Genomic DNA, 25,637 nt, shown 5'->3' with positions numbered 1-25,637 from the left:
AAAGGTGAAAAAATGAAAAAAACAATGGATGGAAACACCGCAGCGGCTTATATTTCATATGCGTTTACAGAAGTTGCCGCTATTTATCCTATCACACCAAGTTCAACAATGGCTGAGTTGGTAGATGAATGGGCGGAAAGTGGTTTAAAAAATATTTATGGTCAAAAAGTTCAAGTTATTGAAATGCAATCAGAAGCTGGGGCAGCGGGAGTAGTTCATGGTTCGTTAAAAACAGGTGCGTTAACCACTACTTATACTGCTTCACAAGGTTTACTGTTGATGATTCCCAATATGTATAAAATCGCAGGAGAATTGCTGCCTTCTGTGTTCCACGTGGCGGCTCGGGCAGTAACGACAAGTGCGTTGAGTATTTTTGGTGACCATGGCGATGTGATGGCTACCCGCCAAACAGGTTTTTGTATGTTAGCAGAATCGAGTGTTCAAGAAGTGATGGATTTGTCGGCAGTTGCTCATTTAGCTAGCTTAGAAGGTAGTTTACCTTTTGTAAACTTTTTTGATGGTTTTAGAACGAGCCATGAACTACAAAAAATCGAAGTGATTGATTATGATGACCTGAAAGAAATGGTGAATCAGGAAGCTGTAACTCGTTTTAGAATGGGAGGCATGAATCCTAATCATCCCACTGTTTCAGGGACCGCTCAAAATCCTGACATTCATTTTCAACAAAGAGAAACAGTCAATAAAAATTACGAAGAAATGCCAAAAATTGTTCAAAAATACATGAAAAAAATTAACAATCTTCGTGGAACAACGTATGATTTAACCGATTATTACGGGGTTGAAGATGCAACAGAAGTCATTATTTCAATGGGGTCGGCTTCGCCAGTAATCAAACAAACAGTCGACTATCTCAATCAACAAGGACGCAAAGTTGGTTTTATCAATATTCATTTATATCGTCCATTTCCTACCGAAAACCTTCTTGAAAAATTACCAGCTACAGTAGAAAAGGTTGCGGTTTTAGATCGAACAAAAGAATCAGGAGCCGAAGGGGAACCGTTATTGCTAGATGTTCAAAGCGCTCTCTATCAACATGAAAATCGTCCAATTGTGATTGGTGGACGTTATGGGTTAGGTTCTAAAGACGTAGCGCCTAATCAAATTAAAGCGATCTATGACCATTTGTTATTGCCATTTAAAGAATTAAAACAACGCTTTACGGTAGGGATCGTTGATGATGTAACCTATCAATCATTGCCAGAAGAACCTACTTTAGATTTAACGCCAGATACTACCTTCCAAGCAAAATTTTGGGGCTTTGGTTCTGACGGAACTGTGGGAGCAAACAAGCAAGCGATTAAAATTATCGGAGATCATACCGACCTTTATGCACAAGCTTACTTTAGTTATGATTCTAAAAAATCAGGCGGTTTAACCGTTTCGCATCTGCGTTTTGGTAAAGAGCCAATTACTTCCACGTATTTAATTGAACAAGCAGATTTCATCGCTTGTCATAATGCTTCCTATTTGCATAAATACGACCTGTTAAAAGGTTTAAAAGATGGCGGAACGTTTTTACTGAATACTATTTGGGATCAAGAAAAGGTTCATCGTTTATTACCGGCTAAGTTAAAAAAATATATTGGGGAGCACCAAATCAAATTTTATATTATCAATGCGGTTGAGTTAGCTCGCAAAGTAGGCTTAGGCCGTCGGATCAATACAGTGATGTCTACTGCCTTTTTTGAAGTAACAGATATTTTAACGAAAGAGCAATATTTACCGTTATTTAAAGAAGAAGTGAAAAAGACTTATGGAAAAAAATCAATGGAAATTGTTGAAAAAAATTACCAAGCGATTGATGCTACCTTTGAATCGCTGCAAGAAATCGTAGTTCCAGAAGATTGGGCAACCATTGTTTTAGAACCAGAAAATCAAGAGTCGGAAGCTCCAGCTTTTGTGACAAATATTTTAGAACCGATCAATCGTCAAGAAGGGGATCAGCTGACCGTTTCAGATTTGATTGAAAACGGAATGAAGGGCGGTGCCATTCCTATGGGCACTGCGGCTTATGAAAAACGTGGCATTGCGTTAGAAGTGCCTGAGTGGCAAATGGATAAGTGTACGATGTGTAATGAATGTGCCTTTGTTTGTCCACATGCGGCTATTCGACCGTTTTTAGCGGATGAAGAAGAACTGAAAGAAGCACCTGCAGGTTTTGCCATGCGCGAAATGCGTGGCACAGATGGGTTGATGTATCGTATCCAAGTTTCTTTAGAAGACTGTACAGGTTGTGGTCTTTGTGTTCAGGCATGTCCCGTGAAAGACAAGGCGATTTTAATGAAACCTTATGAAACTCAGAAAGAGCAAGCGATGAATTGGGCCTTTGCGATGACTCTTAAACAAAAAGCCAACCCAGTCAAAAAACTTTCTGTTAAAGGTTCCCAATTTAACCAGCCATTGATGGAATTTTCAGGTGCTTGTGAAGGCTGTGGCGAAACACCTTATATTAAGTTGTTGACGCAACTATTTGGTGATCGAATGATGATTGCTAACGCAACAGGCTGTTCATCAATTTGGGGTGGTTCGTCACCAGTGACACCTTATACAACGAACGAATGTGGCCAAGGACCAGCTTGGAGTAATTCGCTGTTTGAAGATAATGCGGAATATGGTTATGGTATGTATATTGCCAATCGAACGAAACGTCAACATTTAGCTAGTCTGGTTGAAGAAAGTCTTGCTAAAAACGTCGGATCAGATTCACTTCAAGCCTTGTTAAATGATTGGTTGGAACACATGGCTGAAGGGGAAGGAACACAACAGCGAGCAACCAAACTAGCGGCGGCATTAAGTGAAGAAGCCGATGAAGATCCACTTTTAACAAAAATTTACGAACAAAAAGATTTATTAGTGAAAACGAGTCAATGGATTGTCGGCGGCGATGGTTGGGCCTATGATATCGGGTTTAGCGGCATTGATCATGTTCTTGCTAGTGGGGAAGATGTTAATATTTTTGTTATGGATAACGAAGTGTATGCCAATACAGGCGGACAAACATCTAAAGCTACACCAGCTTCAGCCATTGCCAAATTCTCAGCGGGTGGGAAACATACCTCTAAAAAAGATTTAGGGATGATGGCAATCACTTATGGGAATGTCTACGTTGCACAAGTAGCTTTAGGCGCAAACTCAATGCAAACGATTAAAGCAATTGACGAAGCGGAGCGGTACCCAGGCCCATCAATTATCATCGGTTATACTCCATGTATTAATCACGGGGTCAAAGGTGGAATGGTTCGGACGTTAGATCAAGCCAAAGAAGCCGTTGAATCTGGCTATTGGCCACTTTATCGCTATAATCCAGAGTTAGTTAAGAAAGGCAAAGATCCGATGGTCATTGACTACAAGAAAACAGATTTTGACAAAATGCGTGATTTCCTTGAAAAACAAACACGTTACTCTGCGTTGCATACAATTAAACAGAATCAAGAAGTAGTCGAACATTTACTTGATAAAACTAAAGAAGATGCAATTGAACGCTCTGAAAGTTATAACAAACTAGTCACACACATGAAAAAATAAAAAAACAAAGCCTCTTACTTGAGAGGCTTTGTTTTTTTATCCAATAATAATTTTTTCTGAAGGGTATTCGTAGCCTAAGTCACGTGTTTCTTTTGGTACAAAAATCATTAAGGTATAAAGCATACCAATACGTCCAATAAACATTAATAAGGCAATCATTAATTTACCTACTGTTGTTAAATCGTCTGTAATGCCCAAAGAAAGACCGGTTGTCCCAAAGGCAGAAGCGACTTCCACAATGATTGAAATCAAGGGCAGATTTTCAGTGGCTGACAAAAAGACGACAGCGAAAAAGCACATAATCAAAGATAACATGAAGACGACAATCGATTTTTTGACATCATCGTCATCTATTTTACGGCTAAAGACGCTAATATCATCTTCACTTTTTAAAAAGGCTAACAAATACAAGCCAATAATCGCAACAGTCGTTGTTCGAACACCACCACCAACAGAGCTAGGACTACAACCAATAAACATTAACACAGAAAAAATAATCAACGTTGTAATTTGGAAGTCCCCTAAATCATTAATTTGGAGGCCAGCGTTTCGTGTAGTCATCGAATAAAACATCGAACTTACCCAACGGCCACTTTCATTCATTGTCAAAAATAGGTGATCTTTTTCTAATAAGTAAATCAAAATAGTCCCACCAATAAACAGAACAATAAACGCTAGCAAAGCAATTTTACTAAACAATGAGAAGCGGAAAGGCAAGCCTCGTTTCTTCTTGCGAAAGTTCTTTTTCTTAAAATGTAACCACTCATGAATTTCCAGTAAAACGGGAAATCCAATTCCGCCGATAAAAATTAAGAACATAATTGCCAGTAAAAAGAGATAATCATGAGCAAAAGGGATAATTGAATCACCTGAAATATCAAAGCCTGAATTAGTCACTGCAGAAATAGCTTGATAAAATCCATAAAATATCGCATCTCGCCAGTTCGTATAATAACCACTTATATAAAAATAAAGCGAAAAGAGCGAGCCGAAGATTACTTGGAACCAAATTAAAATCAAAAAAGTGGTGCGGATCAGTCGAACAATTCCGCTCAGTCGCGGCTGATTCATGTCAGTCATAATTAACTGACGTTGCTTTAATGTGATTCGCCGTTTTGATAAAATAAAAAAGACCGTTGAAATCATCATAATCCCTAAGCCACCAACTTGGAAAAGAACCTCCAATAAGACGATCCCACGATCATTAAAAACCGAATTAATATCGACTGTGGTGAGTCCAGTAACACTGACTGTACTGATTGCTAAGAAAAATAAATCAATAAAAGGAACATGCGAGTCAGGTTCTCTGAAAATAGGGAGGCAAAACAATAAATAAGAAATAACCGTCATTAATATGTAATAAGCGACGATGATTTGAATAGATGAAAAATTTTTGCGAATAAATCGATCGCTTTTTCGCTGTGCCAGCCACAGCAAACGTGTATGGTTCACTAGATAACCTCCCAATTCTAATTAAACTAAGTATACCAAAACTTTTCGCCTCAAACGAATAATTCTGCCAGAAAATCCTTGAAATGACAAATAAAAATAAGAAATTCGTTAGAAATAATTGGAAAACATCCACAAACAAGCGAGAACATGATATTTTATGAAAGAATAGAAAAAATAGGTTGTTCCCCAAACAACTTATTGCTAATTGGTCAGTTTGTCTAACGATACAACTTTAAAAAGTAGTGGTAGCTTTTTTATTTCGGTTGATATGTGAATGTGTTCACTTTATGTAACAAACTGTTATTTTTATTCAAATGAAAAATAAGAAATTGTGTTGGTAGAAATCAATAGTTTATAAGGTGGGAAAACAATGAAAAAAGTGTTAATGGGAGTTCTTTCCCTAGGGTTATTATTAGGTGCAGCAACAGGTTGTACAAGCGATCAAGAAAAAGCCGCTGGTAAAACAAAAGCGTCTTCTGAAAAAACAGAAGCAACATCTGGTGCCTCTGCTAATGGTTATACAGATCCAAGTGAATTAAAAGACAGTTATGATGTTGTTATTGTTGGTTCAGGTGGTGCGGGGATGACCGCTGCATTACAAGCCAAAGAAGCTGGCATGAATCCAGTTATTTTAGAAAAAATGCCTGTTGCAGGTGGGAATACAATTAAATCGTCTTCAGGAATGAATGCTTCACAAACAAAATTCCAAGAAAAAGAAGGCATTAAAGATAGCAACGATAAATTCTTTGAAGAAACACTAAAAGGCGGTAAAGGAACCAACGATCAAGAATTACTACGTTATTTTGTTGATCATTCAGCTGAAGCAATTGATTGGTTAGATACAAAAGGAATTACATTGAGCAATTTAACGATTACAGGTGGAATGAGCGAAAAACGCACACACCGTCCTGCTGACGGATCAGCAATTGGGGGCTATCTAGTTGACGGTTTAGTACGTAACGTTCGCGAAGAAAAAATTCCATTGTTTGTTGATGCTGACGTCACAGACTTAGTTGAAGAAAACGGTCAAATCGATGGCGTAAAAGTGAAAATGAAAGATGATAAAGAAAAAACAGTTAAAGCAAAAGCAGTCGTTGTCACAACAGGTGGTTTCGGTGCCAACGAAAAATTAATTACTCAATACAAACCAGAATTGAAAAACTATGTTACAACGAACCAAGAAGGAACAACAGGTGACGGTATCCAAATGATTCAAAAAGTTGGCGGTGCGTTAGTGGATATGAAAGAAATTCAAATTCACCCAACTGTTCAACAAAGCGATGCTTTCTTAATTGGTGAAGCAGTTCGTGGAGAAGGCGCAATCTTGGCTTCTCAAAAAGGAGAACGTTTTGTTAATGAGTTAGATACACGCGACAAAGTTTCCGCAGCAATCAATGCCTTACCAGAAAAATCAGCTTATTTAGTCTTTGACCAAGGCGTACGCGACCGTGCAAAAGCCATTGATTTCTATGATCAAAAAGGCTTCGTGGAAAAAGGTGAAACGATTGAAGAATTAGCTGAAAAAATTGGCATGCCTGCCGATACATTGAAAGCAACGATTGATACTTGGAACCAAGATGTTAATGCCAAAGATGACAAACAATTTGGCCGGACAACTGGAATGGAAGCTGACTTAAGCACAGCGCCTTACTACGCAATTAAAATTGCACCAGGGATTCACCACACAATGGGTGGCGTGAAAATCAACACGAAAACAGAAGTTTTACGTGAAGATGGCACACCAATTAAAGGTCTATATGCTGCTGGTGAATTAACAGGTGGCTTACATGGTCAAAACCGTATCGGAGGCAATGCCATCGCCGATATTATCATTTATGGTCGTCAAGCAGGTACGCAATCAGCAGAATTTGCCTCTGCTCAAAAATAACTAGCATTAAAAAGTCTGAAATTGTAGTCAAATAACTACAATTTCGGGCTTTTTTATTGCATACTAGCAGGATCATTAGTTGGAGTATAAATAGCCCTACTAAAATGACTTTGGCGTAGATTCTGTTTTTTTCAGAAAAATGCACGACCATTTTAGCTAAAAATACTGCTTTTTTGCTGAAAATATAGTAAAATACGTAAGGAACTAACGGAAAGGTGTAGTGAACATGGCTCAATTATTTTTCAAGTATGGCGCAATGAATAGTGGTAAAACCATTGAAATCTTAAAAGTAGCACACAATTACGAAGAACAAGACAAACCAGTTGTTTTGATGACCAGTGGACTAGATACACGTGATGGTGTCGGGAAAGTATCCAGTCGCATCGGATTACGCAGAGATGCTATTCCAATTTTTGAAGAAACCAATGTCTTTGACTTGATTAATGATTTGTCTTACAAACCTTTTTGCGTATTAGTCGATGAATGTCAATTTTTAAACAAGCATCATGTTATTGAATTTGCACGAATTGTTGACGAATTAGATATTCCAGTAATGGCATTTGGGCTAAAGAATGATTTTAGAAATGAATTATTTGAAGGCTCAAAGTATTTACTTTTATATGCAGACAAATTAGAAGAATTAAAAACGATTTGCTGGTTCTGTCATAAAAAAGCAACTATGAACTTGCACTATATTGATGGCAAACCCGTTTATGAAGGGGATCAAGTCCAAATTGGTGGGAATGAAGCCTACTATCCTGTTTGTCGCAAACATTATTTTCATCCAAAAACAGTGAATGAAGAACAGTAAGGAGAGACACTATGTACGATCAATTACAATCTATTGAAGATCGCTATGAGGAATTGGGCGAATTATTAAGTGACCCAGCAGTCATTAGTGATACAAAACGTTTCATGGAATTATCGAAGGAAGAAGCTAATACACGTGAGACGGTTGAGGTTTATCGCCGATATAAACAAGTTGTTGAAGGGATTAGCGATGCCGAAGAACTTTTAAGTGAAAACTTAGATGCGGAAATGGCCGAAATGGCGAAAGAAGAACTTTCTGATTTGAAAAAAGAAAAAGAAGTGTTAGAAGACCGCATTAAAATTTTATTATTACCAAAAGACCCAAATGATGATAAAAATATCATCATGGAAATCCGTGGTGCAGCCGGTGGCGATGAAGCCGCACTTTTTGCTGGCGACTTATTTAATATGTACCAAAAATATGCAGAAGCACAAGGGTGGAAAGCGGAAGTTTTAGAAGCGAACGTCACTGGAATCGGTGGATATAAAGAAGTAATTATGATGATTTCAGGAGATAACGTCTTTTCAAAATTAAAATATGAAAGTGGCGCTCACCGCGTGCAACGAGTTCCTTCAACAGAATCACAAGGACGGATTCATACATCGACAGCAACCGTTGTAGTTATGCCGGAAGCGGAAGAAGTCGAAATCGAATTAGCTGATAAAGATATCCGTGTCGATATTTATCATGCAAGTGGCGCTGGTGGACAGCACGTCAATAAAACCGCTTCGGCTGTTCGATTAACCCATTTACCAACAGGAATCGTAGTCGCAATGCAAGATGAACGTTCACAGCTAAAAAACCGTGAAAAAGCAATGAAAGTTTTGCGTGCTCGTGTGTATGACCAAATTCAACAAGAAGCACAAAGTGAATATGATGCTAACCGTAAATCGGCGGTGGGGACCGGAGATCGTTCAGAACGAATCAGAACGTATAACTTCCCGCAAAATCGAGTAACGGATCATCGTATCGGTTTAACCATCCAAAAACTAGACCAGATTCTTGCTGGCAAATTAGATGAAATCATTGATGCATTAGTCTTATATGATCAAACATCGAAATTAGAAGAGATGCAAAATGGCTAAACGTTACTTTGAAGTCCTTAACTGGGCTTCTTCTTTTTTAGAGGCGCAAGGCAAAGAAGGCTACGCTATTCACTATGTTTTTTTAGAACGTAAAGGTTGGGATAAAACGCAGTGGCTCCTGCATATGCAAGAAGAAATGCCCCAAGAAGAAGAGGAACAATTAAAAACGGATTTAGCCCAATTATTGACAGATTACCCAGCACAATATTTACTAGGACAAGCTGAATTTTATGGACATTCCTTTATTGTTAATGAACATACTTTGATTCCTAGGCCAGAAACAGAAGAATTAGTCGAGCGTTGCTTAAAAGCCAATCCAGATACTCCTTTGACGGTCGTGGATGTCGGAACAGGGACAGGTGCCATTGCGATTAGCTTGAAACTGGCACGGCCCAACTGGCGAGTTATTGCCATTGATCTTTCAGAGAAAGCGTTGACTGTCGCTAAACAAAACGCGCAAGCATTAGGTGCTGGCATCGAATTTTATCATGGGAATGGCTTACAGCCAGTTGCTTCTGAAAAAATTGATCTGCTTATTTCTAATCCGCCCTATATTAGTGAACAAGAATGGTATTTAATGGATGCAAGTGTCCGAACGTATGAACCTAAAACCGCTTTATTCGCTGAAAATAACGGTTTGGCTTTATACCAACAATTAATTCATGAAAGTCAAACGATGCTTAAAGCAGACGGTAAAATTTATTTTGAAATAGGGTTTCAACAAGGCGCGGCCCTCCAAAAATTATTGAGCGCCGCCTATCCACAAAAAACAATTAAAATTGAAAAAGATTTATCTGGCAACGATCGCCTCGCGATAGCCGAGTAACTAAGGTTCTTCGTCGCCACTTTTCTAGAAGGAGCGATTTGCAATGGAAACAAAAAAATTAACCAAACAAGAAATAGCCCAAGCAGCAGCAGCCATTCAAGCAGGCGAGCTAGTGGCTTTTCCAACAGAAACTGTTTATGGCTTAGGTGCCGATGCCTTAAATGAAGCGGCAGTAAAAAAAGTTTACCAAGTAAAAGGCCGACCCAGTGATAATCCATTGATTGTTCATGTGAACAACGTTGAGATGGTCAAAAAATACGTAGCGACCTTACCAGAAGTCGCTACAAAATTGGTGTCTGCCTTTTGGCCGGGACCATTAACTTTAATTTTTAATGTGCCTAGGGATACATTTTCTAAAACAGTAACAGGTGGTTTAGAGACAGTCGCTTTTCGTATGCCAGATAACCAAGCGACCTTAGCTTTGATTGAACAAGCCAATGTTCCGTTGGTCGGACCAAGTGCGAACACTTCTGGCAAGCCTAGTCCAACATCTGCAGAGCATGTTTATCATGATTTGCAGGGGAAAATTGCTGCCATATTAGATGATGGCCCAACGCAGATTGGGGTGGAGTCAACGGTCTTAGATTTAACGGCGGAAGATGGTGTGCCAGTTATTTTACGACCAGGAGCAATTACCAAAGAGCAGTTGGAAAGCATTATTCCCCAAGTGAAAATCGATACACATTTGATTAGTGAAACTGCAGCACCCAAAGCGCCAGGGATGAAATACAAACACTATTCTCCTGATGCGGAAGTTTGGATTATAAGCGGTCAAACAGCAGAATGGCAAGTGGCGATTCAGCAAGCAAAAGAACAACAGGAAAAAATCGGCTTATTTTTAAGTGATGAACAGGCAGCACAACTAGATACAGAAAATGCGTTTGTTTATTCTTATGGTGCAGAAACGGTTGAAAATGCCACAAAAGAACTATTTGCAGGGTTAAGAGCGTTAGATGAGCAAGGAGCTACCACGATTTTTGCGCAAGGATTTGCAGAAACTGGTTTAGGCACTGCTTACATGAATCGCTTGAAAAAATCAGCCAATCAAAAATTTTTTGAAAAATAAGAGGTATTTGTAACGAAGCTGACACAGAAGTATGATACAATCAGACAAAAGAAAACAAAATGGAGTGTTGTTTGAATGGATTACAAAACGTATGACCCAGATTTATGGAATGCAATTGCAAGAGAAGAAGAGCGCCAAGAAAATAACTTGGAACTAATCGCATCTGAGAATGTCGTGTCAAAAGCAGTAATGGCTGCCCAAGGAAGTATTTTAACGAATAAATACGCAGAAGGTTACCCTGGCAAACGGTACTATGGTGGTTGTGAATTTATCGATATCGTAGAAAATTTAGCTATCGATCGTGCCAAAGAATTATTTGGTGCAAAATTCGCGAATGTACAAGCCCATTCAGGTTCTCAAGCCAATACAGCGGCATACCTTTCATTGGTTGAACCAGGTGATACCATTTTGGGGATGGATTTATCAGCTGGTGGTCACTTAACACATGGTTCGCCCGTTAACTTTAGTGGAAAAACCTATAATTTTGTCAGTTATGGAGTGGATCCTTCAACAGAAGTAATCGATTACGATGTCGTGCGAATTTTAGCAAGAGAACATCGTCCAAAATTAATTGTTGCTGGCGCAAGTGCGTATTCACGAACGATTGATTTCAAACGTTTCCGTGAAATCGCTGATGAAGTAGATGCCAAGTTAATGGTTGATATGGCGCATATTGCAGGCTTGGTAGCTTCAGGGTTGCACCCAAATCCAGTTCCGTATGCTGATATCGTAACAAGTACGACCCATAAAACATTGCGTGGTCCTCGTGGCGGTTTAATTTTGACAAATAGCGAAGAATTGGCGAAAAAAGTAAATAGTAGTATTTTCCCAGGCATTCAAGGTGGCCCATTGGAACATGTGATTGCTGGAAAAGCCGCAGCTTTTAAAGAAGCTTTGGATCCAAGTTTTGCTGAATATAGTCAGCAAGTGATTGCAAATGCGCAAGCGATGACGAAAGTTTTCAATCAAGCGCCAGAAGCTCGTTTAATTAGTGGGGCAACAGACAACCACTTATTACTGATTGAAGTGACAGGTTTTGGTTTAAATGGAAAAGAAGCAGAAGCTATTTTAGATAGTGTAAATATTACTGTCAATAAAAATTCAATTCCGTTTGAACAATTAAGTCCATTTAAAACAAGTGGTATCCGTATTGGAACGCCTGCAATTACTTCACGTGGTTTTAAAGAAGAAGATGCGGTAGAAGTTGCTAAATTAATCGTTCAAGTCTTAAAAGATCCAGAAAATACAGCAGTTCATGATGAAGTCAAAGCAGCTGTAGCAGCGCTAACTAAAAAATATCCATTATATAACTAACATCAGGGATAGCTGAAGCGCGATTCTCTGTACAAATAAGAGTCGGAGCTTAGGATTTAAGGAATTCAACTTGTGTCCTAGGCTCTTTTGTTTTACAATAAGAAAGAATAAAATAATGAAGGAGAATAGATATGGGAAAATTTCAAGTAATTGATCATCCGCTAATTCAACACAAACTAACAATGATTCGCGAAAAGAACTGTGGGACAAAGGTTTTCCGCGAAGTTGTCAACGAAATTGCTATGTTAATGGCTTATGAAGTATCACGGGATATGCCTTTAGAGGATGTTGTCATCGAAACACCGATGGGTAAATCAACACAAAAAACACTTTCAGGGAAAAAAGTAGCAATCATTCCTATTTTACGTGCCGGCATTGGCATGGTTGATGGGATTTTAGAATTAATTCCAGCAGCGAAAGTTGGACACGTTGGACTTTATCGTGATGAAGAAACATTGCAACCACATGAATACTTCGTGAAATTACCTGAAGACATTGCAAGTCGTCAATTATTTGTTGTTGACCCAATGCTAGCAACAGGTGGTTCCGCAATTATGGCCATCGATTCATTAAAAGAACGTGGTGCTAGCAACATTAAATTTGTATGTCTAGTGGCCGTTCCAGAAGGTGTGAAAGCTTTACAAGAAGCGCACCCAGATGTAGATATTTATACAGCAGCTTTAGATGAGCGCTTAAACGAAGACGGCTATATCGTTCCTGGTTTAGGGGATGCTGGTGACCGTTTATTCGGAACAAAATAATAACAAAAAACCGTTAGGTAACCGATTATGGTTACTAACGGTTTTCTTTTGCTTAAAGAACTTTTCTAGGTGTATAATAAAAAATAAAAAAACAAAGGAGGAGCTATGAAAAAGAATAAAAAAGCCTTACACGCTATCGCTGTGATTGCTAGTGTGATGTCAGTTTTGATGTATGTTTCGTATATTCCGCAAATTTATGGAAATTTACATGGGGAAAAAGGCAATCCGACGCAACCATTAGTGGCAATGATTAATTGTATTTTTTGGACGATTCATGGGTTATATGGAGACGATGGAGAAACACGAGATAAGTCCATTATTTTTGCTAATGTGCCCGGAATTATTTTTGGTTTTTTTGCGTTTATTACAGCATTATAGTTTCCGACGAATTGGAAAGTATTCCAATTCTGTACATAAAAAAGAGCGGGGGAAATTTCCCACGCTTGAAGAATTAAATCTTTTTCAATTGTTTGTAATTAATAACAATCACACCATTGCTGTGCACCATTAAGTGATTGTTTTTTTGCGTTTCGTCAATTTCGACGACAGCGGCATTTTTTAATTGTTTCGTAACAACGCCTGTTTGTGGCTGTCCGTGAACAAGAAAAGTAACATGGGTGTCAACGGCGAAATCCTTACCAGCATCCGATGGAACAACAGGAGTAACCATACCATTAAAATTTGACATACAAAAAACCATCCTTTCTTGATATCTCTATTATACCACATTTTCAGAAAAAAGTTTGTAAAGTCGCTATTTGGCTTATTTTAAAGAGATTTTGCATAAATAAATAACAAACAGACTTTACAAATAAAGTAGAAAGTCCTATAATAGATTTGTTTCAGGCCAGCTTAGCTCAGTTGGTAGAGCAACGCACTCGTAACGCGTAGGTCACAGGTTCGATCCCTGCAGCTGGCATCTAAAAAAACAGACAGGCACTACCAGATGGTAGTGCCTGTCTGTTTTTTAGATAAAATTTTGGATTAGTGCAAATGAAGCAATGCCTACCAGTACAATAAGTAATAAGTTTTTAGTAAGTATTGCGGCTAAAATGGTAGGAAATGAAGCGAATAAATAAGGAAGATTGAGGCTTGGTAAATGTCCTATTCTTTGTTCAAATAAGCTACTAAACCATAAGGCGGACATAATCACAATGGGAACAAAACTTAGATATTCTAATAATTTCTGTGGCAGACTGATTTTTTTTAAAAGTAAAAATGGCAGTACTCTTGAAAGCCAGGTTGCAACGGTACAGCCTAAAATTGTTAAAAAGAGATACTCAGAAGAAGGCATGTTTTATCATCACTCCTATTCCACACCCGATTAACGTGACAACTAAGACAATTAAATTACTGGGAATAAAAATTAGACCAATAGACATCAAACCAAAAGTAATCAGGACCATGATGAGTTGTAAAGCGATTTTCATGGAACGATCACTAATTATCTGCAGATAGAGTAAACCAATGAACATAGCCACGACCGCAAACTCAAGACCTAATGCTTGAGGGTTTGCAATAAAGCGCCCTAGATAGGCACCGATGATCGTCGAAAAAACCCAAGTCGCATAGGAAATCAAATTGGCAGCATTAAACCACTCAAAACTTAAACGTCCTTTGGTGTGGTTTAGTTTATTCATTCCTAGTGCAAAACTTTCATCCGTCAGTAAGGTTCCCAACCAGAGATTTTTACCGAGAGATTCGGCTTTAAAGTAAGGCGCAATGGTCATTCCCATAAGAATCATACGCGCATTTACTAAGAAAGTCGCTAACACAATAGATAAGATAGGGCTGCCGCCAGTCAACATACTAACTGTTACAAACTGAGCAGATCCTGCAAAAATAAAAAACGACATCGCACTAACAATAAGAGGGGAAAAACCTGCTGCTTGTCCTACGATACCAAAAGCAATGCCAATACCAATATAGCCAAAAACCGTTGGCAAGGCTTCACGAATGCCAGTGCGTGCATCTAATTGGTGGTTCATTCTCTTTTTTTCCTTCTTTCTGTATAAAATTTAAACACGTGTGTATGAAAATCTAGACCTTCGATAATGAGACACAACGAGCGAATGAGCGTTTTCATTATTAACCACTCCTTTTGAACAACTAAGATATATATTGTATAATACAATAAAGAATACTTTTGTTCAATATATTAAACTTTTGGATGATAAAAAGAAACAGAAGGAGCAACTATTTTGGAGATTAATACAATTATTGGCAATAATTTAAAAAAAATTAGACAAGAAAAAAAACTTACGTTAGATGAACTAGCTGGGATAACCGGAGTGAGTAAAGGGATGCTTTCGCAGATTGAAAAAGGAACCACCAATCCTACCATAAATACAATTTGGAAAATAAGTAATGGACTCAATGTTCCATATACGTATTTATTAGAAGATGACTATGTTAAAGAAAATCCCGTGGTTAAAAAAACTGAGACGGTAACACAACATTCTGAAGATCACTCCTATCGAGTCTTTAATTACTACTCGGACAACCAGGAAAGAAACTTTGAACTCTTTCAGTTTGAATTAGATCCAGGGAAAAAGTATCAAGCTGTTGGGCATTCAAAACGTTCGACAGAATATGTCATGGTTATTCAAGGAGCATTAGCTCTTGAAGTGGGCGGTCAGAGATACCTTCTTCCAAAAGACGCCGCTATGTATTTTGATGCTAATCAAGTACACACGTATATAAATGACGGAACAGAGAAAGTCCAAGCAGTCGTCATTAACTATTATACGTAACAGTGGAAAATAAACATTAGAAAATTGCTGCATCTGTTATTTTATGGACAAAAAAAGTAAACAATGCTACCCTAAAAATAATAGAAAATGAAAGATAAAAGAAGAGGTCAAAATGAATAAAAAAATTGAAAGTCTTGGTAATACAGCATTAAGTTTACTAAGTAATACGATTATTGTTGTGCCTTATTTACTTTACATTCAATTGAGTGATGGACACAACCTTCTAACAATTTTACCATTTGTCTTATTTTATACATTGCGTATGACAGGCATTTTTCTAGTTCGAGGAATTAATTTGTCTTTGACTAGTCTAGGTCTACTAAAGATTTCTCTATTGTTAGGCTTGGCAGGATCCTTAATTGGGATCGCCGGCGCTTTTTCTTTCCCGCTTTATAGTATTTCAGGAATGTTGTTAGGACTTAGTGGGGCGTTGTTGCCACCAAGTAATCAATCAATTCGCTTTTTCTTGAAAGAAGAAGGTCAAAAAATCAGTCACAGCAATCTTTTAACGACAGTCTTATTGACCGCTGTTTTATTTGGCGCTTTATTTTTTAAAGCGACTGAGATTGGACTGGCGTTATTGGTGTACGCGCTCTATTTTCTGGTTGCTTTAGTAGCAATCAAGAGCTATCCTGTTTCATTAAACGAGCTAGAAGAAGAATCAGCAGAAGTTTCACGAAAAGAATTAATTCTGTTTGTTATCTTTTTTGTGTTATTACTTTTATTAAGAAGTGGTCGCTTATTAACGAATGCGGTGGAATTTGATTATGCGATTGTTGGCGCCTGCTGTTTCTTTGTGGTGGCTGTCCTTTTCGTTAGTCATTATGGCAAACGCGGTGCGTATAAAGTATCATTAGAAATGAATCTTGCGACCTTGATTAACGGGATTGTCGGGAACTATTTATTTTTATTTGGTTCCATTTATGTTGCAGGGGTTTATGGCAGAGCTCATATGGGCATCTATCTCTATTTACCTTATGTTTTAGGGATGATTTTTGCAATGATTGCAGCTAGTAAAACGAAACAATGGTCAAACAACATACCAATGATTGGTCTGGCGGGAAGTTTGGGAATATTACTTTTTACCTCGTGGACTATTTTAGGCCTGTTTCTCTTGAGTTTTTTCAAAAGCACATTGAATAGCTTTTTAGCTAGGCGATATTATCAAGAGACAGATTTGCCAAAAGATAGCCGCATCCTTATCAAATATACAACACAAACAAAAGGGAGTTTATTCCATCAATTTATTTTGATGGCGCTTATGTTAGTCACTGTAGTAGGCAAAGGTGGCACGACACAATTTTTATTAGAATTGACTGGCGGCAAAGGCATTTCAATGCAAACAAGTCAATTTTTAACTTTTATTAAAAATAGTAACTCGCTCTTAGTGTTATTGTTTATTGCAGTTTATTTCGTGGTCGTTTTTCGTCAAAAGAAACGATAATTTACAAATATTAATAAAAAAATACTTGGAAAAACAGTGATTGTGGCTGATTTTCCAAGTATTTTTTTATGAAAAGATGTTTTTTTTTTTTGAAGATTCAAAAAAAATTAATCAATTGTTTCATTTTTAACAAGCTATTATTAGGTTATATGAATTTTATTGAAAGGGGATTAGTATGAAGAAAAAAACTTTTTCTTTTGTGATGTTGAGTATACTTCTCGCACAAAATTTCGGGTTTGCCGTAAATGCCTATGCTGTAACAACGACAGAAGCACAAACAGAGACCACTGATACAGCAAAAAAAGAGGCAGAGTTATCGAACTCAACACCATCTTTACCTTTAGCAACAACGACTACTTCAGAAATGAATCAACCAACTGCAACAACTGAATCGCAAACCACAGAGGCGAGCACAACAGCTTCCAGTGATGCTGCTACACCATCTGAACAACAAACAACGGAGGACAAGGACACCTCACTTAATGAAAAAGCCCTACCAGATGTTCAAGCGCCAATTACAGATGAACTACTTGACAGTATGAGTCTTGCGCCGATTGGTGGAACAGAATACAGCCAAACAGAGGTTCACCGCGAATTAAATACAACACCGGTAACCGCTACGTTCCAATTTGCTGTTGGAAACACAGGTTATGCACCTGGATCAGTTTATACAGTTCAATTACCAGAACATTTAGGTTATTCAACTGTTAGCGGAGATGTGACGGGCATTGGCGCAACTTGGGCAGTCGATGCGGCAACCAAAACATTAAGTATTACGTTTAATCAACGAGTTTCAGATACTTCCTTTAAAGTAGAATTAAAAAGTTATCTAACAACAGAGGCGGAACCATTAATCAAAATTGAAACTCCAGGAAAAAATAAAAAAACCTACTCGTTTGATTTATATGAACAAGTGGAACCAATTCAATATAACGAACGAACCAGAACGACGGGGTTAGATGGCGAAATTTTTTATAATTTAGACCGGACGTTAACTGGCAATCAAACATTAGAATTATTGACAACAGAGACACCAGGCGCTGTCTTTGGAAAACAAGATAACTTGGAACCTCAAGTTTTCAGTTACGATGTCGACATTAATGGTCAAATTTTACCAGAAACGCAAACCCTGTTAACACCTGGCAAAGATTATACATTAAGCGATAATTCACTCGGGCGGATTGCTGTAACTGTTCCAAACATGAATCAACAAAAAGCCTATTCTTTATCGATTAATCGGACAATTTATTTAGAGAGTGTTTCGGACTACAGTTATTCATTTTATCAGCAATATCCAACAACCAAGTTAGGTTCTCTTTCGTTAAAAAGTACGACAGGAACGAATAAAACAACCGATTTTACTGCTAAGACGAGTCAAACAAGTAAAGTAATTGCTGATCGTGAAATGCGTAGTATGTCCTATATCAGTTTTCAAAGCAAAGGGAAATATTATGTAACAATTTATGGCACGTTAACAGAAACAAAAGTGGGTCAACAAATCGTATTAGAGAGTACAAACGGTCAAGAAATTAAGAATCCTAAATTTACGGCGTATGGTCCTTTATATGAAAATGTAAAATTGGAAGACTATTTTGATATTAAAACTGAAGGTGGCAAGCTTACCTTAACGGCCACAAAAGATAGCTATTTAAGAATAAATATTTCTGATTTAACAATGGATTTTGACAAGAAGGACATTAATCTATCATTAAGTACACCTGTAATTGGTCCCGATAAAGCCATTCAGTTACTATCCGATCAATACGTGGAGCCAATCGCTATGTTAAATCCTACGAATGCGGAAGCGACATGGGGAAATTATGATCGAAACGGTGCTTATATGAGTGATACCGAAATTGCTGTAGCAGGTAGTAAGGCCAACCCCATTGAAAATTTAGAGATTAAAATAAAACATCCGCAATATCTATCTGTTAGAGCCACAAAAGATATTTATTTTTCATATTATGTTTTAGGGAAAGATTATACAGTCACACCAACCTCAGATGGTTCGATCATTAAGTTCACTACGCCAATTACAAATGAGCTTGAAATTCCAATTGGCTTTAATTACGTGCCAGATAGTTTACCAAAAGATAAAAGTATTCCTTTTGATAAAATTCCTGTGACAATGAGTGCTGATGGCATTTCCCCTATCGAAACAGAAGTAAATACCAATCGACACATTGGTTCAGAACGAACACTTCAAAGTAGTAAAAATCAATTCCTTGTCAATGCACGAAATGATTCTTTTGACTCACTAAGCGTCCGTACAAAAATTCCAGCTGGCGCCGATGTTCTTTTTGACATTTATGATGTTTCAAACGATCAGGTAGATTCAATTTATCCACAATACTGGGACCGCGGTCAATACTTTGATAAACCAATGACGCCAAACAGCCCTGGATATCCAACGATTACTTTTGACGAAAATACCAATAGTTACACGTTTGATTTTGGAAAAACCAACAAACGTTACATTATTGAGTATAAAAACGCCAATGGCTGGATCGACGTGCCAACTCTTTCTATAACAGGGACAGCTAAAGAACCACAATCGAATAATAATGAAGGGTCTGCTTCGGTTTCTGTTCAAAATGAAGCGTTAGACATTTTGAGTGCAACACAAGCGGCGAATCCAACATTAAAAAATGTAACAAAAACAACAGTAACAACAAAAAATATTGATAATAAAACACATCGTGTGAAAAATCCAACGATTGAATTAACACCAAAAGGCACAACCAATGCTCAAATCGATTTGAATTCTATTACCGTGAAAGGCGTGCCAGAAGATGCTTATTCATTAGAGAAGACTACAAACGGTGCGAAAGTCATTTTTAAAGACTATACATTGACAGAAAACATTACGATTGAATACAATACGGTCTCTGCAAACGCTGGACAAATCTATACAGAAACAACAATCGACTCTGAAACATTGGACCAGATGTCTGCTAACAAGAAAAAAGTCACCACTGCACCAATCACATTGAAATTCTCAGAAGGCGATGCGGAAGGTATTGTTTATTTAGCAACTGCCACATTCTATACGCATAACATAGAGGATGAAAACCAAGCAATTGCGAAGGTTTCTTTTGAACTAATTGATAATGTCACGCATACAGCAACCGAATTTACAACAGATGAAAAAGGTCAATACTCCTTTGATGCCATCATGACAGGTGATTATACTTTGCGAGTAACGAATGTACCGCAGGAATATTCCGTGGATGAAGAGTATTTGACAGGCAAAGCCATTAAGCTGGTCAAAGGAGACAACCAACTAAAAATTCCATTAACTAAAACAATTGATCACAGTCGCTTACAAGTCAAAGATACAACGATTTATGTCGGCGATTCATGGAAACCAGAAGAGAACTTTGTTTCAGCAACAGATAAAACTGGTCAAGACGTTCCCTTCGAAAAAATTACTGTTTCAGGTCAAGTTGATACTAGCAAAGCAGGCGTTTATCCAATCGTATACAGTTACGAAGGTAAAGAAGAAACAGCCCATGTGACCGTCAAACCCGACCAATCTAAGTTAGAGGTCAAAGATTCAACGATTTATGTCGGCGATAAATGGAAACCTGAAGATAATTTCGTTTCAGCAACAGACAAAACAGGTCAAGACGTTCCGTTTGAAAAAATTGATGTTCAGGGAACAGTGAATGTTGATAAAATAGGCGATTATAAAATTGTCTATAAAAATGGCACAAAAGAAGCGAAAGCAATCGTTCATGTTCGTGATGACAGTCGTTTACAGGTCAAAGATTCAACGATTTATGTCGGTGATTCATGGAAACCAGAAGAGAACTTTGTTTCAGCGACAGATAAAACAGGTCAAGATGTCCCATTTGAAAAAATCACTGTTTCAGGTCAAGTTGATAACACCAAAGCGGGCATTTACCCAATCATTTACAGTTACGAAGGTAAAGAAGAAACAGCCCATGTGACCGTCAAAGCCGACCAGTCTAAGTTAGAGGTCAAAGATACAACAATTTATGTGGGTGATAAATGGGAAGCAGAAGATAACTTCGTTTCCGCGACTGACAAAACAGGTCAAGACGTTCCGTTTGAAAAAATTGACGTTCAGGGAACAGTGAATGTTGATAAAATAGGCGATTATGAAATTGTCTATAAAAATGGCACAAAAGAAGCGAAAGCAATCGTTCATGTCCGTGATGATAGTCGTTTACAAGTCAAAGATTCAACGATTTATGTCGGCGATTCATGGGAACCAGAAGAGAACTTTGTTTCAGCAACAGATAAAACAGGTCAAGATGTCCCATTCGAAAAAATCACTGTTTCAGGTCAAGTTGATACTAGCAAAGCAGGCGTTTATCCAATCGTATACAGTTACGAAGGTAAAGAAGAAACAGCCCATGTGACCGTCAAACCCGACCAATCTAAGTTAGAGGTCAAAGATACAACGATTTATGTTGGTGATTCGTGGAAACCAGAAGATAATTTCGTTTCAGCGACAGATCGTGACGGTCATGCTATATCCTTTGATAAGGTTCAAGTAAAAGGGGAAGTTGATACAAAGAAAACAGGAGAGTACCAGATTTCCTATACCACTGAGCCAGTTAATGAAACCAAACCAGCTGTGCAGTCACGACTTTTCGCAATGTTTTCAAACGAAACACCTCGTCAATTGACGACAGTAGCAACTGTTCATGTGATTGATCGTAATCCTACACCACTACCAGATAAAAATGAGAACAACCAGACTAGTTCCTCAACGAATCAAACCACGATAAAACGTAGTCAGTATGTTACACATATTGTGAAACCTGACAAGCAAGGACGTTATCCAAAAACGGGAGAACAAACTAATGGTCTATATCGTGTGCTAGGACTTGTTGTGTTACTTATTGTGATTATTAGTGGTATAGTCATCAAGAAGAAACGAAAATAATTAAATGAGCGTGGGGCAAAAGTTTAAAGTAACTTTTGTTCCACGCTTAAAAGATGAATAAGTGCATGAATGAGGGTAGCTGTTTCCTTGGAAAATAGGAAGTTTTACAAGTGACTTTTATTTTAAGAACACCTATTAGCAGGTTTTTCTGTTAAGATAGTTATTTTTATGAAATAGTTTGGAGGAATAATAAACGAGATGAACCAGCGAACTATTTATTATGGTAGTATCGGCACAGCCTTATTTCTTTCTTCAGGAATGTTGATTGCTTCAGTGAATAGCTATGCAAACGAAGCGACAACACCAGGCAAATACACCGTGACTTATGAAGTGGATGGCAAAATTGAAACAGCAACCATTACGGTCAAAGAAAATCAAACGGAACTTAAATTAAAAGACACGTTTTTAGGAGTTAATCAAGCATGGTCACCCTTAGACAATGTCGTTTTTCTAAAAGATAAAGAGGGTCGCCCTTTAAATTTAGAAAATGTAATTATAGAAAATAATGTAAATACTCAAAAAGTAGGCCTTTATTTTGTAACCTTCCGTTACGAGTCATACCTTTCTATTGCGAAGGTGTATGTCAACCCTACTAATTTTGCTGCAGAGGGGAATATGCTTGCAGAGCTTCCTTATAGTCAAGCAATGATTGGCCCAGAAAGACCAATTATTGCCTCGAGACAGGACAAGGAGCAACAAACAAAACAGGAGAAAAAGAAAAATAAAATTGAACAGGAACGAGTAAATAAAAAGGTGCTGTTAAATGATGAGTTGTTGAAAAAAATAGATACGATAGCCCCAGTGGAAATTACTGGAGGAGCGGCAAGTGGGTCCTCTCAATTTGGCACCACTTTAAGCTTCCTGTCAGGCTCACTTTTGTATGGAACAAGGAGAGTTTAAATGGAATTCTTGTTATTAGATGATCGGGAAAATTTAAAATTAGCGATTATTAGAAAGTTAGAGCAACAATATTCATTTTCTGAACGAAAAGATCGTTTATGTAAGCAATTAGCTATTTCTCCTTATTTGCTAGAACGGAACATAACAGAAATCAATGCAGATTTGCAACGCTTTGGTCTGATTAATGAGATGGAAATCAGTGAAAAAAATAATGAAATTTTGTTATCTCAAAGCCTTCGTATTTCTTCAAGTATTATTGAAGAATATTATTTAAAAGACTCGTTAGAATTTAATCTATTAAAAACGATTTTCTTTCATCAGTTTACCTCAATCAAAAAATACGGTGAAAAGCACGGGATGAGTCGAACGGTTGTATACAAAATTGTTGACCATATCCGGAAAGAATTAGGTCAATACGGTATTAAGTTATCCAAAAATTTACAACTTAGCGGCAATGAAATGGCGATTAGACAATATTTTACTATGCTTTATTACCGAATTTACAAAGATTCTGAAGAATTATATAATCAAACAGATCTTCGCGCAGTGAACCAATTATTGGCTCAATTGAAAGGCTCTTATGAAAATATCACTAATTTTCATTTATTTAAACATTATGTATTGGTGGCGTTAGAACGAACGCAAAGAAAAGCTAATTATTTTTTATCCCAAGAAGAAAATCCATTCGTTTTTGACGAAGAAAGTTCGATTTATCAAGAAATTCAATGTTGGATCAACGAAGTGATGAAGGCGACTCATGCAGAGAAAAACGCAGAAATTCAAGGGATTATCGGCAATTTATCGGTCTATCAAAGTGAACTTATTTCGGAACATTTGCTGAGTTCTCACAATGAGGCAATTACGGCTACGAAAACATTATTCTTTTCTTATATGCCGTTTACAATTTCGGACGAAGAATTTTATCAAGAAATTGTTCCGATTATTTATCAACATCGTTTTATTACGCCGTTCATCGATATCACCTTACGAATTATGGATTTAGAATTTTTTCAGGAACGCTACCCAATTGTTTTTAATAGCTGTCGTCAGTTTTTATTTGCGTTGGATTGCTCGGCGTTTGAGTTTAGTAAGCTTTCTTTATTTTTTGATTTGCTATTAGTGTTATCCCGTCTTTATGACCAAAGGAATGAAAAAAGCACGATCAATCTTTATGTGAATTTTACGCAAGGAGAAAAATATACTCAGTTTATCAAAGAACAAATCAAAATATTCGAATCTTTCAGCATTCACTTTCATTCAGCGATTCGACCAGATACTGATTTAGTAGTTTCGGATTATTTACCAAAAACGTTATTTTCAGTAAAATGTTTAATTTGGCTAGCGCCCCCGCGAGCCAGTGACTGGCAAAATTTTGGCAACGAAATTGTCCGAATTAATAAAGAGCTACAACAAACGAAACAAAGAAAAAGCGAATAAAAACAGTCGCAACGTGTTTTAGTTGCGACTGTTTTTTGTTACTGAATGTTTATAGTAAACTTTCTCATTATCACTGATGTAAAAAATTTTAAATAAAAGCCAAATAGGATTGAAGAAAAAGAAAAAATTGCTAGTGAAGGACCAATTCTCTAAAGTTTTTCTCAAATATAGTAGAATTCCTTTCTTTTCTTCTGTGAGAAAGATATAATAAAAAACGTATGAACAAAGGAAAAGGGATGACGAATGAATAGAAAAGAGAAAACAAATTTAGATAGTCGAATTGATTACGGCGTGATATTACCAGTTTTTCTTTTATCACTAATTGGTATGCTATCGCTTTACGTAGCGCTTTACAATGATCCAAGCAAACCTAAAATTGGTAGCTTGTTAATGAAACAAGGACTGTGGTATTTAGTCGGAGGATTAAGTATTGTCATTATTATGCATTTTAGCTCAAAATTACTCTGGCGGTTAACGCCCGTTTTTTATGCACTTGGATTAGTATTAATGGGATTACTACTGAAATTCTATGACCCCGTGCTAGCAGAGCAAACAGGTTCTAAAAACTGGATTCGCTTTGGTGGCACCACATTCCAACCATCGGAATTGATGAAGATTGCGTTTATTTTGATGTTGGCCTATATAGTGACCATGCATAATGTTAAATATGTGGACCGAACACTCAAAAGCGACTTTTGGCTAATCGCTAAAATGCTATTAGTGGCGATTCCGGTAATTGTTTTAGTACTTTTACAAAAAGACTTCGGGACGATGTTAGTTTTCTTAGCCATTTTTGGGGGAGTTTTCTTAATGTCTGGCATTACTTGGAAAATTATTGTGCCAGTTTTTATTTTAGCTGCTCTAGTGGGGGCAGGAACTATTTACTTGATTACAACAGAAACAGGTAGAGATTTATTGTCTAAGTTAGGGGTCGAAGCCTATAAATTTGATCGGATTGATTTATGGCTAAATCCTTTCCATACAGATCCAGATCGCTCATTCCAACCAGCGCTAGCATTAACAGCAATTGGTTCTGGGGGCCTTTTCGGAAAAGGCTTTAACGTGAGTGATGTGTATGTCCCTGTTCGTGAGTCAGATATGATTTTTACAGTTGTTGGTGAAAACTTTGGCTTTATTGGTGGCTGTTTCATTATTTTGTTGTATTTTATTTTAATCTACCGCATGATTCGCGTTTGTTTTGATACAAATAATGAATTCTATGCCTACATTGCCACAGGAATTATCATGATGATTTTGTTCCATGTTTTTGAAAACATTGGAGCGAATATTGGTTTACTACCATTAACTGGGATTCCATTACCGTTTATTAGTCAAGGTGGTTCTTCCATTTTAGGTAACATGATTGGGGTGGGCTTAATTATGTCCATGCGTTACCAACAAGAAACGGTTCGTACCAGAAGTGGTCGTTAAAGAAA

Annotated in this window: 19 protein-coding genes and 1 tRNA gene; 16 read left to right on the top strand and 4 right to left on the bottom strand. The window is 37.4% G+C overall.

What is annotated here, in order from left to right; genetic code table 11:
• Positions 1 to 12: 12 nt before the first annotated feature.
• Positions 13 to 3,546: a pyruvate:ferredoxin (flavodoxin) oxidoreductase gene (gene nifJ, locus IGL42_RS09890; RefSeq protein ID WP_010710635.1), complete on the top strand. Its 3,534-nt coding sequence runs from the start codon at positions 13 to 15 to the stop codon at positions 3,544 to 3,546.
• Positions 3,547 to 3,582: 36 nt separating this feature from the next.
• Here nifJ and IGL42_RS09885 read toward each other — a convergent pair whose 3' ends face one another.
• On the bottom strand, positions 3,583 to 4,998 hold the full coding sequence (locus IGL42_RS09885; protein ID WP_002385738.1) for a Ktr system potassium uptake protein D: 1,416 nt from the start codon (positions 4,996 to 4,998) through the stop codon (positions 3,583 to 3,585).
• A gap of 370 nt (positions 4,999 to 5,368) precedes the next feature.
• Here IGL42_RS09885 and IGL42_RS09880 point away from each other — a divergent pair, with 370 nt between their 5' ends.
• The 8 genes from IGL42_RS09880 (at position 5,369) to IGL42_RS09845 (ending at position 13,127) form a co-directional block, all read left to right on the top strand.
• On the top strand, positions 5,369 to 6,886 hold the full coding sequence (locus tag IGL42_RS09880; RefSeq protein WP_002356617.1) for a flavocytochrome c: 1,518 nt from the start codon (positions 5,369 to 5,371) through the stop codon (positions 6,884 to 6,886).
• Between the two features lie 226 nt (positions 6,887 to 7,112).
• Positions 7,113 to 7,697 (top strand): thymidine kinase, encoded by a 585-nt coding sequence (locus IGL42_RS09875; RefSeq protein ID WP_002356618.1) that lies wholly within the window; start codon positions 7,113 to 7,115, stop codon positions 7,695 to 7,697.
• Positions 7,698 to 7,708: 11 nt separating this feature from the next.
• Positions 7,709 to 8,782, top strand: a complete 1,074-nt coding sequence (prfA, locus tag IGL42_RS09870) for a peptide chain release factor 1 (RefSeq protein WP_002356619.1) — start codon at positions 7,709 to 7,711, stop codon at positions 8,780 to 8,782.
• A complete protein-coding gene (gene prmC, locus IGL42_RS09865; RefSeq protein ID WP_002370481.1) occupies positions 8,775 to 9,608 on the top strand; it encodes a peptide chain release factor N(5)-glutamine methyltransferase in 834 nt (277 codons plus the stop codon). Before prfA ends, prmC begins: the two co-directional genes overlap by 8 nt.
• A gap of 43 nt (positions 9,609 to 9,651) precedes the next feature.
• Positions 9,652 to 10,674, top strand: coding sequence for an L-threonylcarbamoyladenylate synthase (locus IGL42_RS09860; RefSeq protein ID WP_010710634.1), 1,023 nt, complete (start codon positions 9,652 to 9,654; stop codon positions 10,672 to 10,674).
• Between the two features lie 75 nt (positions 10,675 to 10,749).
• Positions 10,750 to 11,988 (top strand): serine hydroxymethyltransferase, encoded by a 1,239-nt coding sequence (gene glyA, locus IGL42_RS09855; RefSeq protein WP_002356623.1) that lies wholly within the window; start codon positions 10,750 to 10,752, stop codon positions 11,986 to 11,988.
• 131 nt (positions 11,989 to 12,119) lie between these two features.
• Positions 12,120 to 12,749: a uracil phosphoribosyltransferase gene (gene upp, locus IGL42_RS09850; RefSeq protein ID WP_002356624.1), complete on the top strand. Its 630-nt coding sequence runs from the start codon at positions 12,120 to 12,122 to the stop codon at positions 12,747 to 12,749.
• A 105-nt stretch (positions 12,750 to 12,854) separates the two neighbouring features.
• Complete coding sequence (locus tag IGL42_RS09845; protein ID WP_002362236.1) at positions 12,855 to 13,127, top strand: membrane protein; 273 nt, start codon at positions 12,855 to 12,857, stop codon at positions 13,125 to 13,127.
• A gap of 73 nt (positions 13,128 to 13,200) precedes the next feature.
• On the opposite strand, the gene IGL42_RS09840 is transcribed toward IGL42_RS09845, so the two are convergent.
• Positions 13,201 to 13,437, bottom strand: a complete 237-nt coding sequence (locus tag IGL42_RS09840) for a hypothetical protein (protein WP_002381528.1) — start codon at positions 13,435 to 13,437, stop codon at positions 13,201 to 13,203.
• Positions 13,438 to 13,595: 158 nt separating this feature from the next.
• Between IGL42_RS09840 and IGL42_RS09835 the strand changes: the two genes are divergently transcribed.
• A tRNA-Thr gene (locus IGL42_RS09835) sits at positions 13,596 to 13,668 on the top strand.
• A gap of 48 nt (positions 13,669 to 13,716) precedes the next feature.
• Here the strand turns inward: IGL42_RS09835 and IGL42_RS09830 are convergent.
• Positions 13,717 to 14,043, bottom strand: a complete 327-nt coding sequence (locus IGL42_RS09830) for an AzlD domain-containing protein (RefSeq protein WP_010710633.1) — start codon at positions 14,041 to 14,043, stop codon at positions 13,717 to 13,719.
• A complete protein-coding gene (locus IGL42_RS09825; protein ID WP_002356628.1) occupies positions 14,030 to 14,737 on the bottom strand; it encodes an AzlC family ABC transporter permease in 708 nt (235 codons plus the stop codon). The genes IGL42_RS09830 and IGL42_RS09825 overlap by 14 nt, the downstream gene beginning before the upstream one ends.
• Positions 14,738 to 14,950: 213 nt before the next feature.
• On the opposite strand from IGL42_RS09825, the gene IGL42_RS09820 reads away from it, so the two are divergent.
• From IGL42_RS09820 to IGL42_RS09795, 6 genes are all read left to right on the top strand, one after another.
• Positions 14,951 to 15,502 (top strand): helix-turn-helix domain-containing protein, encoded by a 552-nt coding sequence (locus IGL42_RS09820; RefSeq protein ID WP_002362234.1) that lies wholly within the window; start codon positions 14,951 to 14,953, stop codon positions 15,500 to 15,502.
• 112 nt (positions 15,503 to 15,614) lie between these two features.
• Positions 15,615 to 16,946: a hypothetical protein gene (locus tag IGL42_RS09815; RefSeq protein ID WP_002391305.1), complete on the top strand. Its 1,332-nt coding sequence runs from the start codon at positions 15,615 to 15,617 to the stop codon at positions 16,944 to 16,946.
• Between the two features lie 175 nt (positions 16,947 to 17,121).
• Positions 17,122 to 21,864 carry a bacterial Ig-like domain-containing protein gene (locus tag IGL42_RS09810; protein WP_078122776.1) on the top strand — a complete coding sequence of 1,581 codons (4,743 nt, stop codon included), beginning with the start codon at positions 17,122 to 17,124 and terminating at the stop codon, positions 21,862 to 21,864.
• 198 nt (positions 21,865 to 22,062) lie between these two features.
• Positions 22,063 to 22,764 (top strand): bacterial Ig-like domain-containing protein, encoded by a 702-nt coding sequence (locus IGL42_RS09805; protein WP_002356634.1) that lies wholly within the window; start codon positions 22,063 to 22,065, stop codon positions 22,762 to 22,764.
• On the top strand, positions 22,765 to 24,201 hold the full coding sequence (locus IGL42_RS09800; RefSeq protein ID WP_002380625.1) for a helix-turn-helix domain-containing protein: 1,437 nt from the start codon (positions 22,765 to 22,767) through the stop codon (positions 24,199 to 24,201). It begins immediately after the preceding gene.
• A 243-nt stretch (positions 24,202 to 24,444) separates the two neighbouring features.
• Positions 24,445 to 25,632 (top strand): FtsW/RodA/SpoVE family cell cycle protein, encoded by a 1,188-nt coding sequence (locus IGL42_RS09795; RefSeq protein WP_002356636.1) that lies wholly within the window; start codon positions 24,445 to 24,447, stop codon positions 25,630 to 25,632.
• Positions 25,633 to 25,637 lie beyond the last annotated feature (5 nt).

The organism is Enterococcus sp. DIV0712 (assembly GCF_050554855.1).
Lineage (GTDB): Bacteria > Bacillota > Bacilli > Lactobacillales > Enterococcaceae > Enterococcus > Enterococcus faecalis.
Note: the sequence above shows the minus strand (reverse complement) of the source record. Positions and strands in the feature narration are given on the sequence as shown.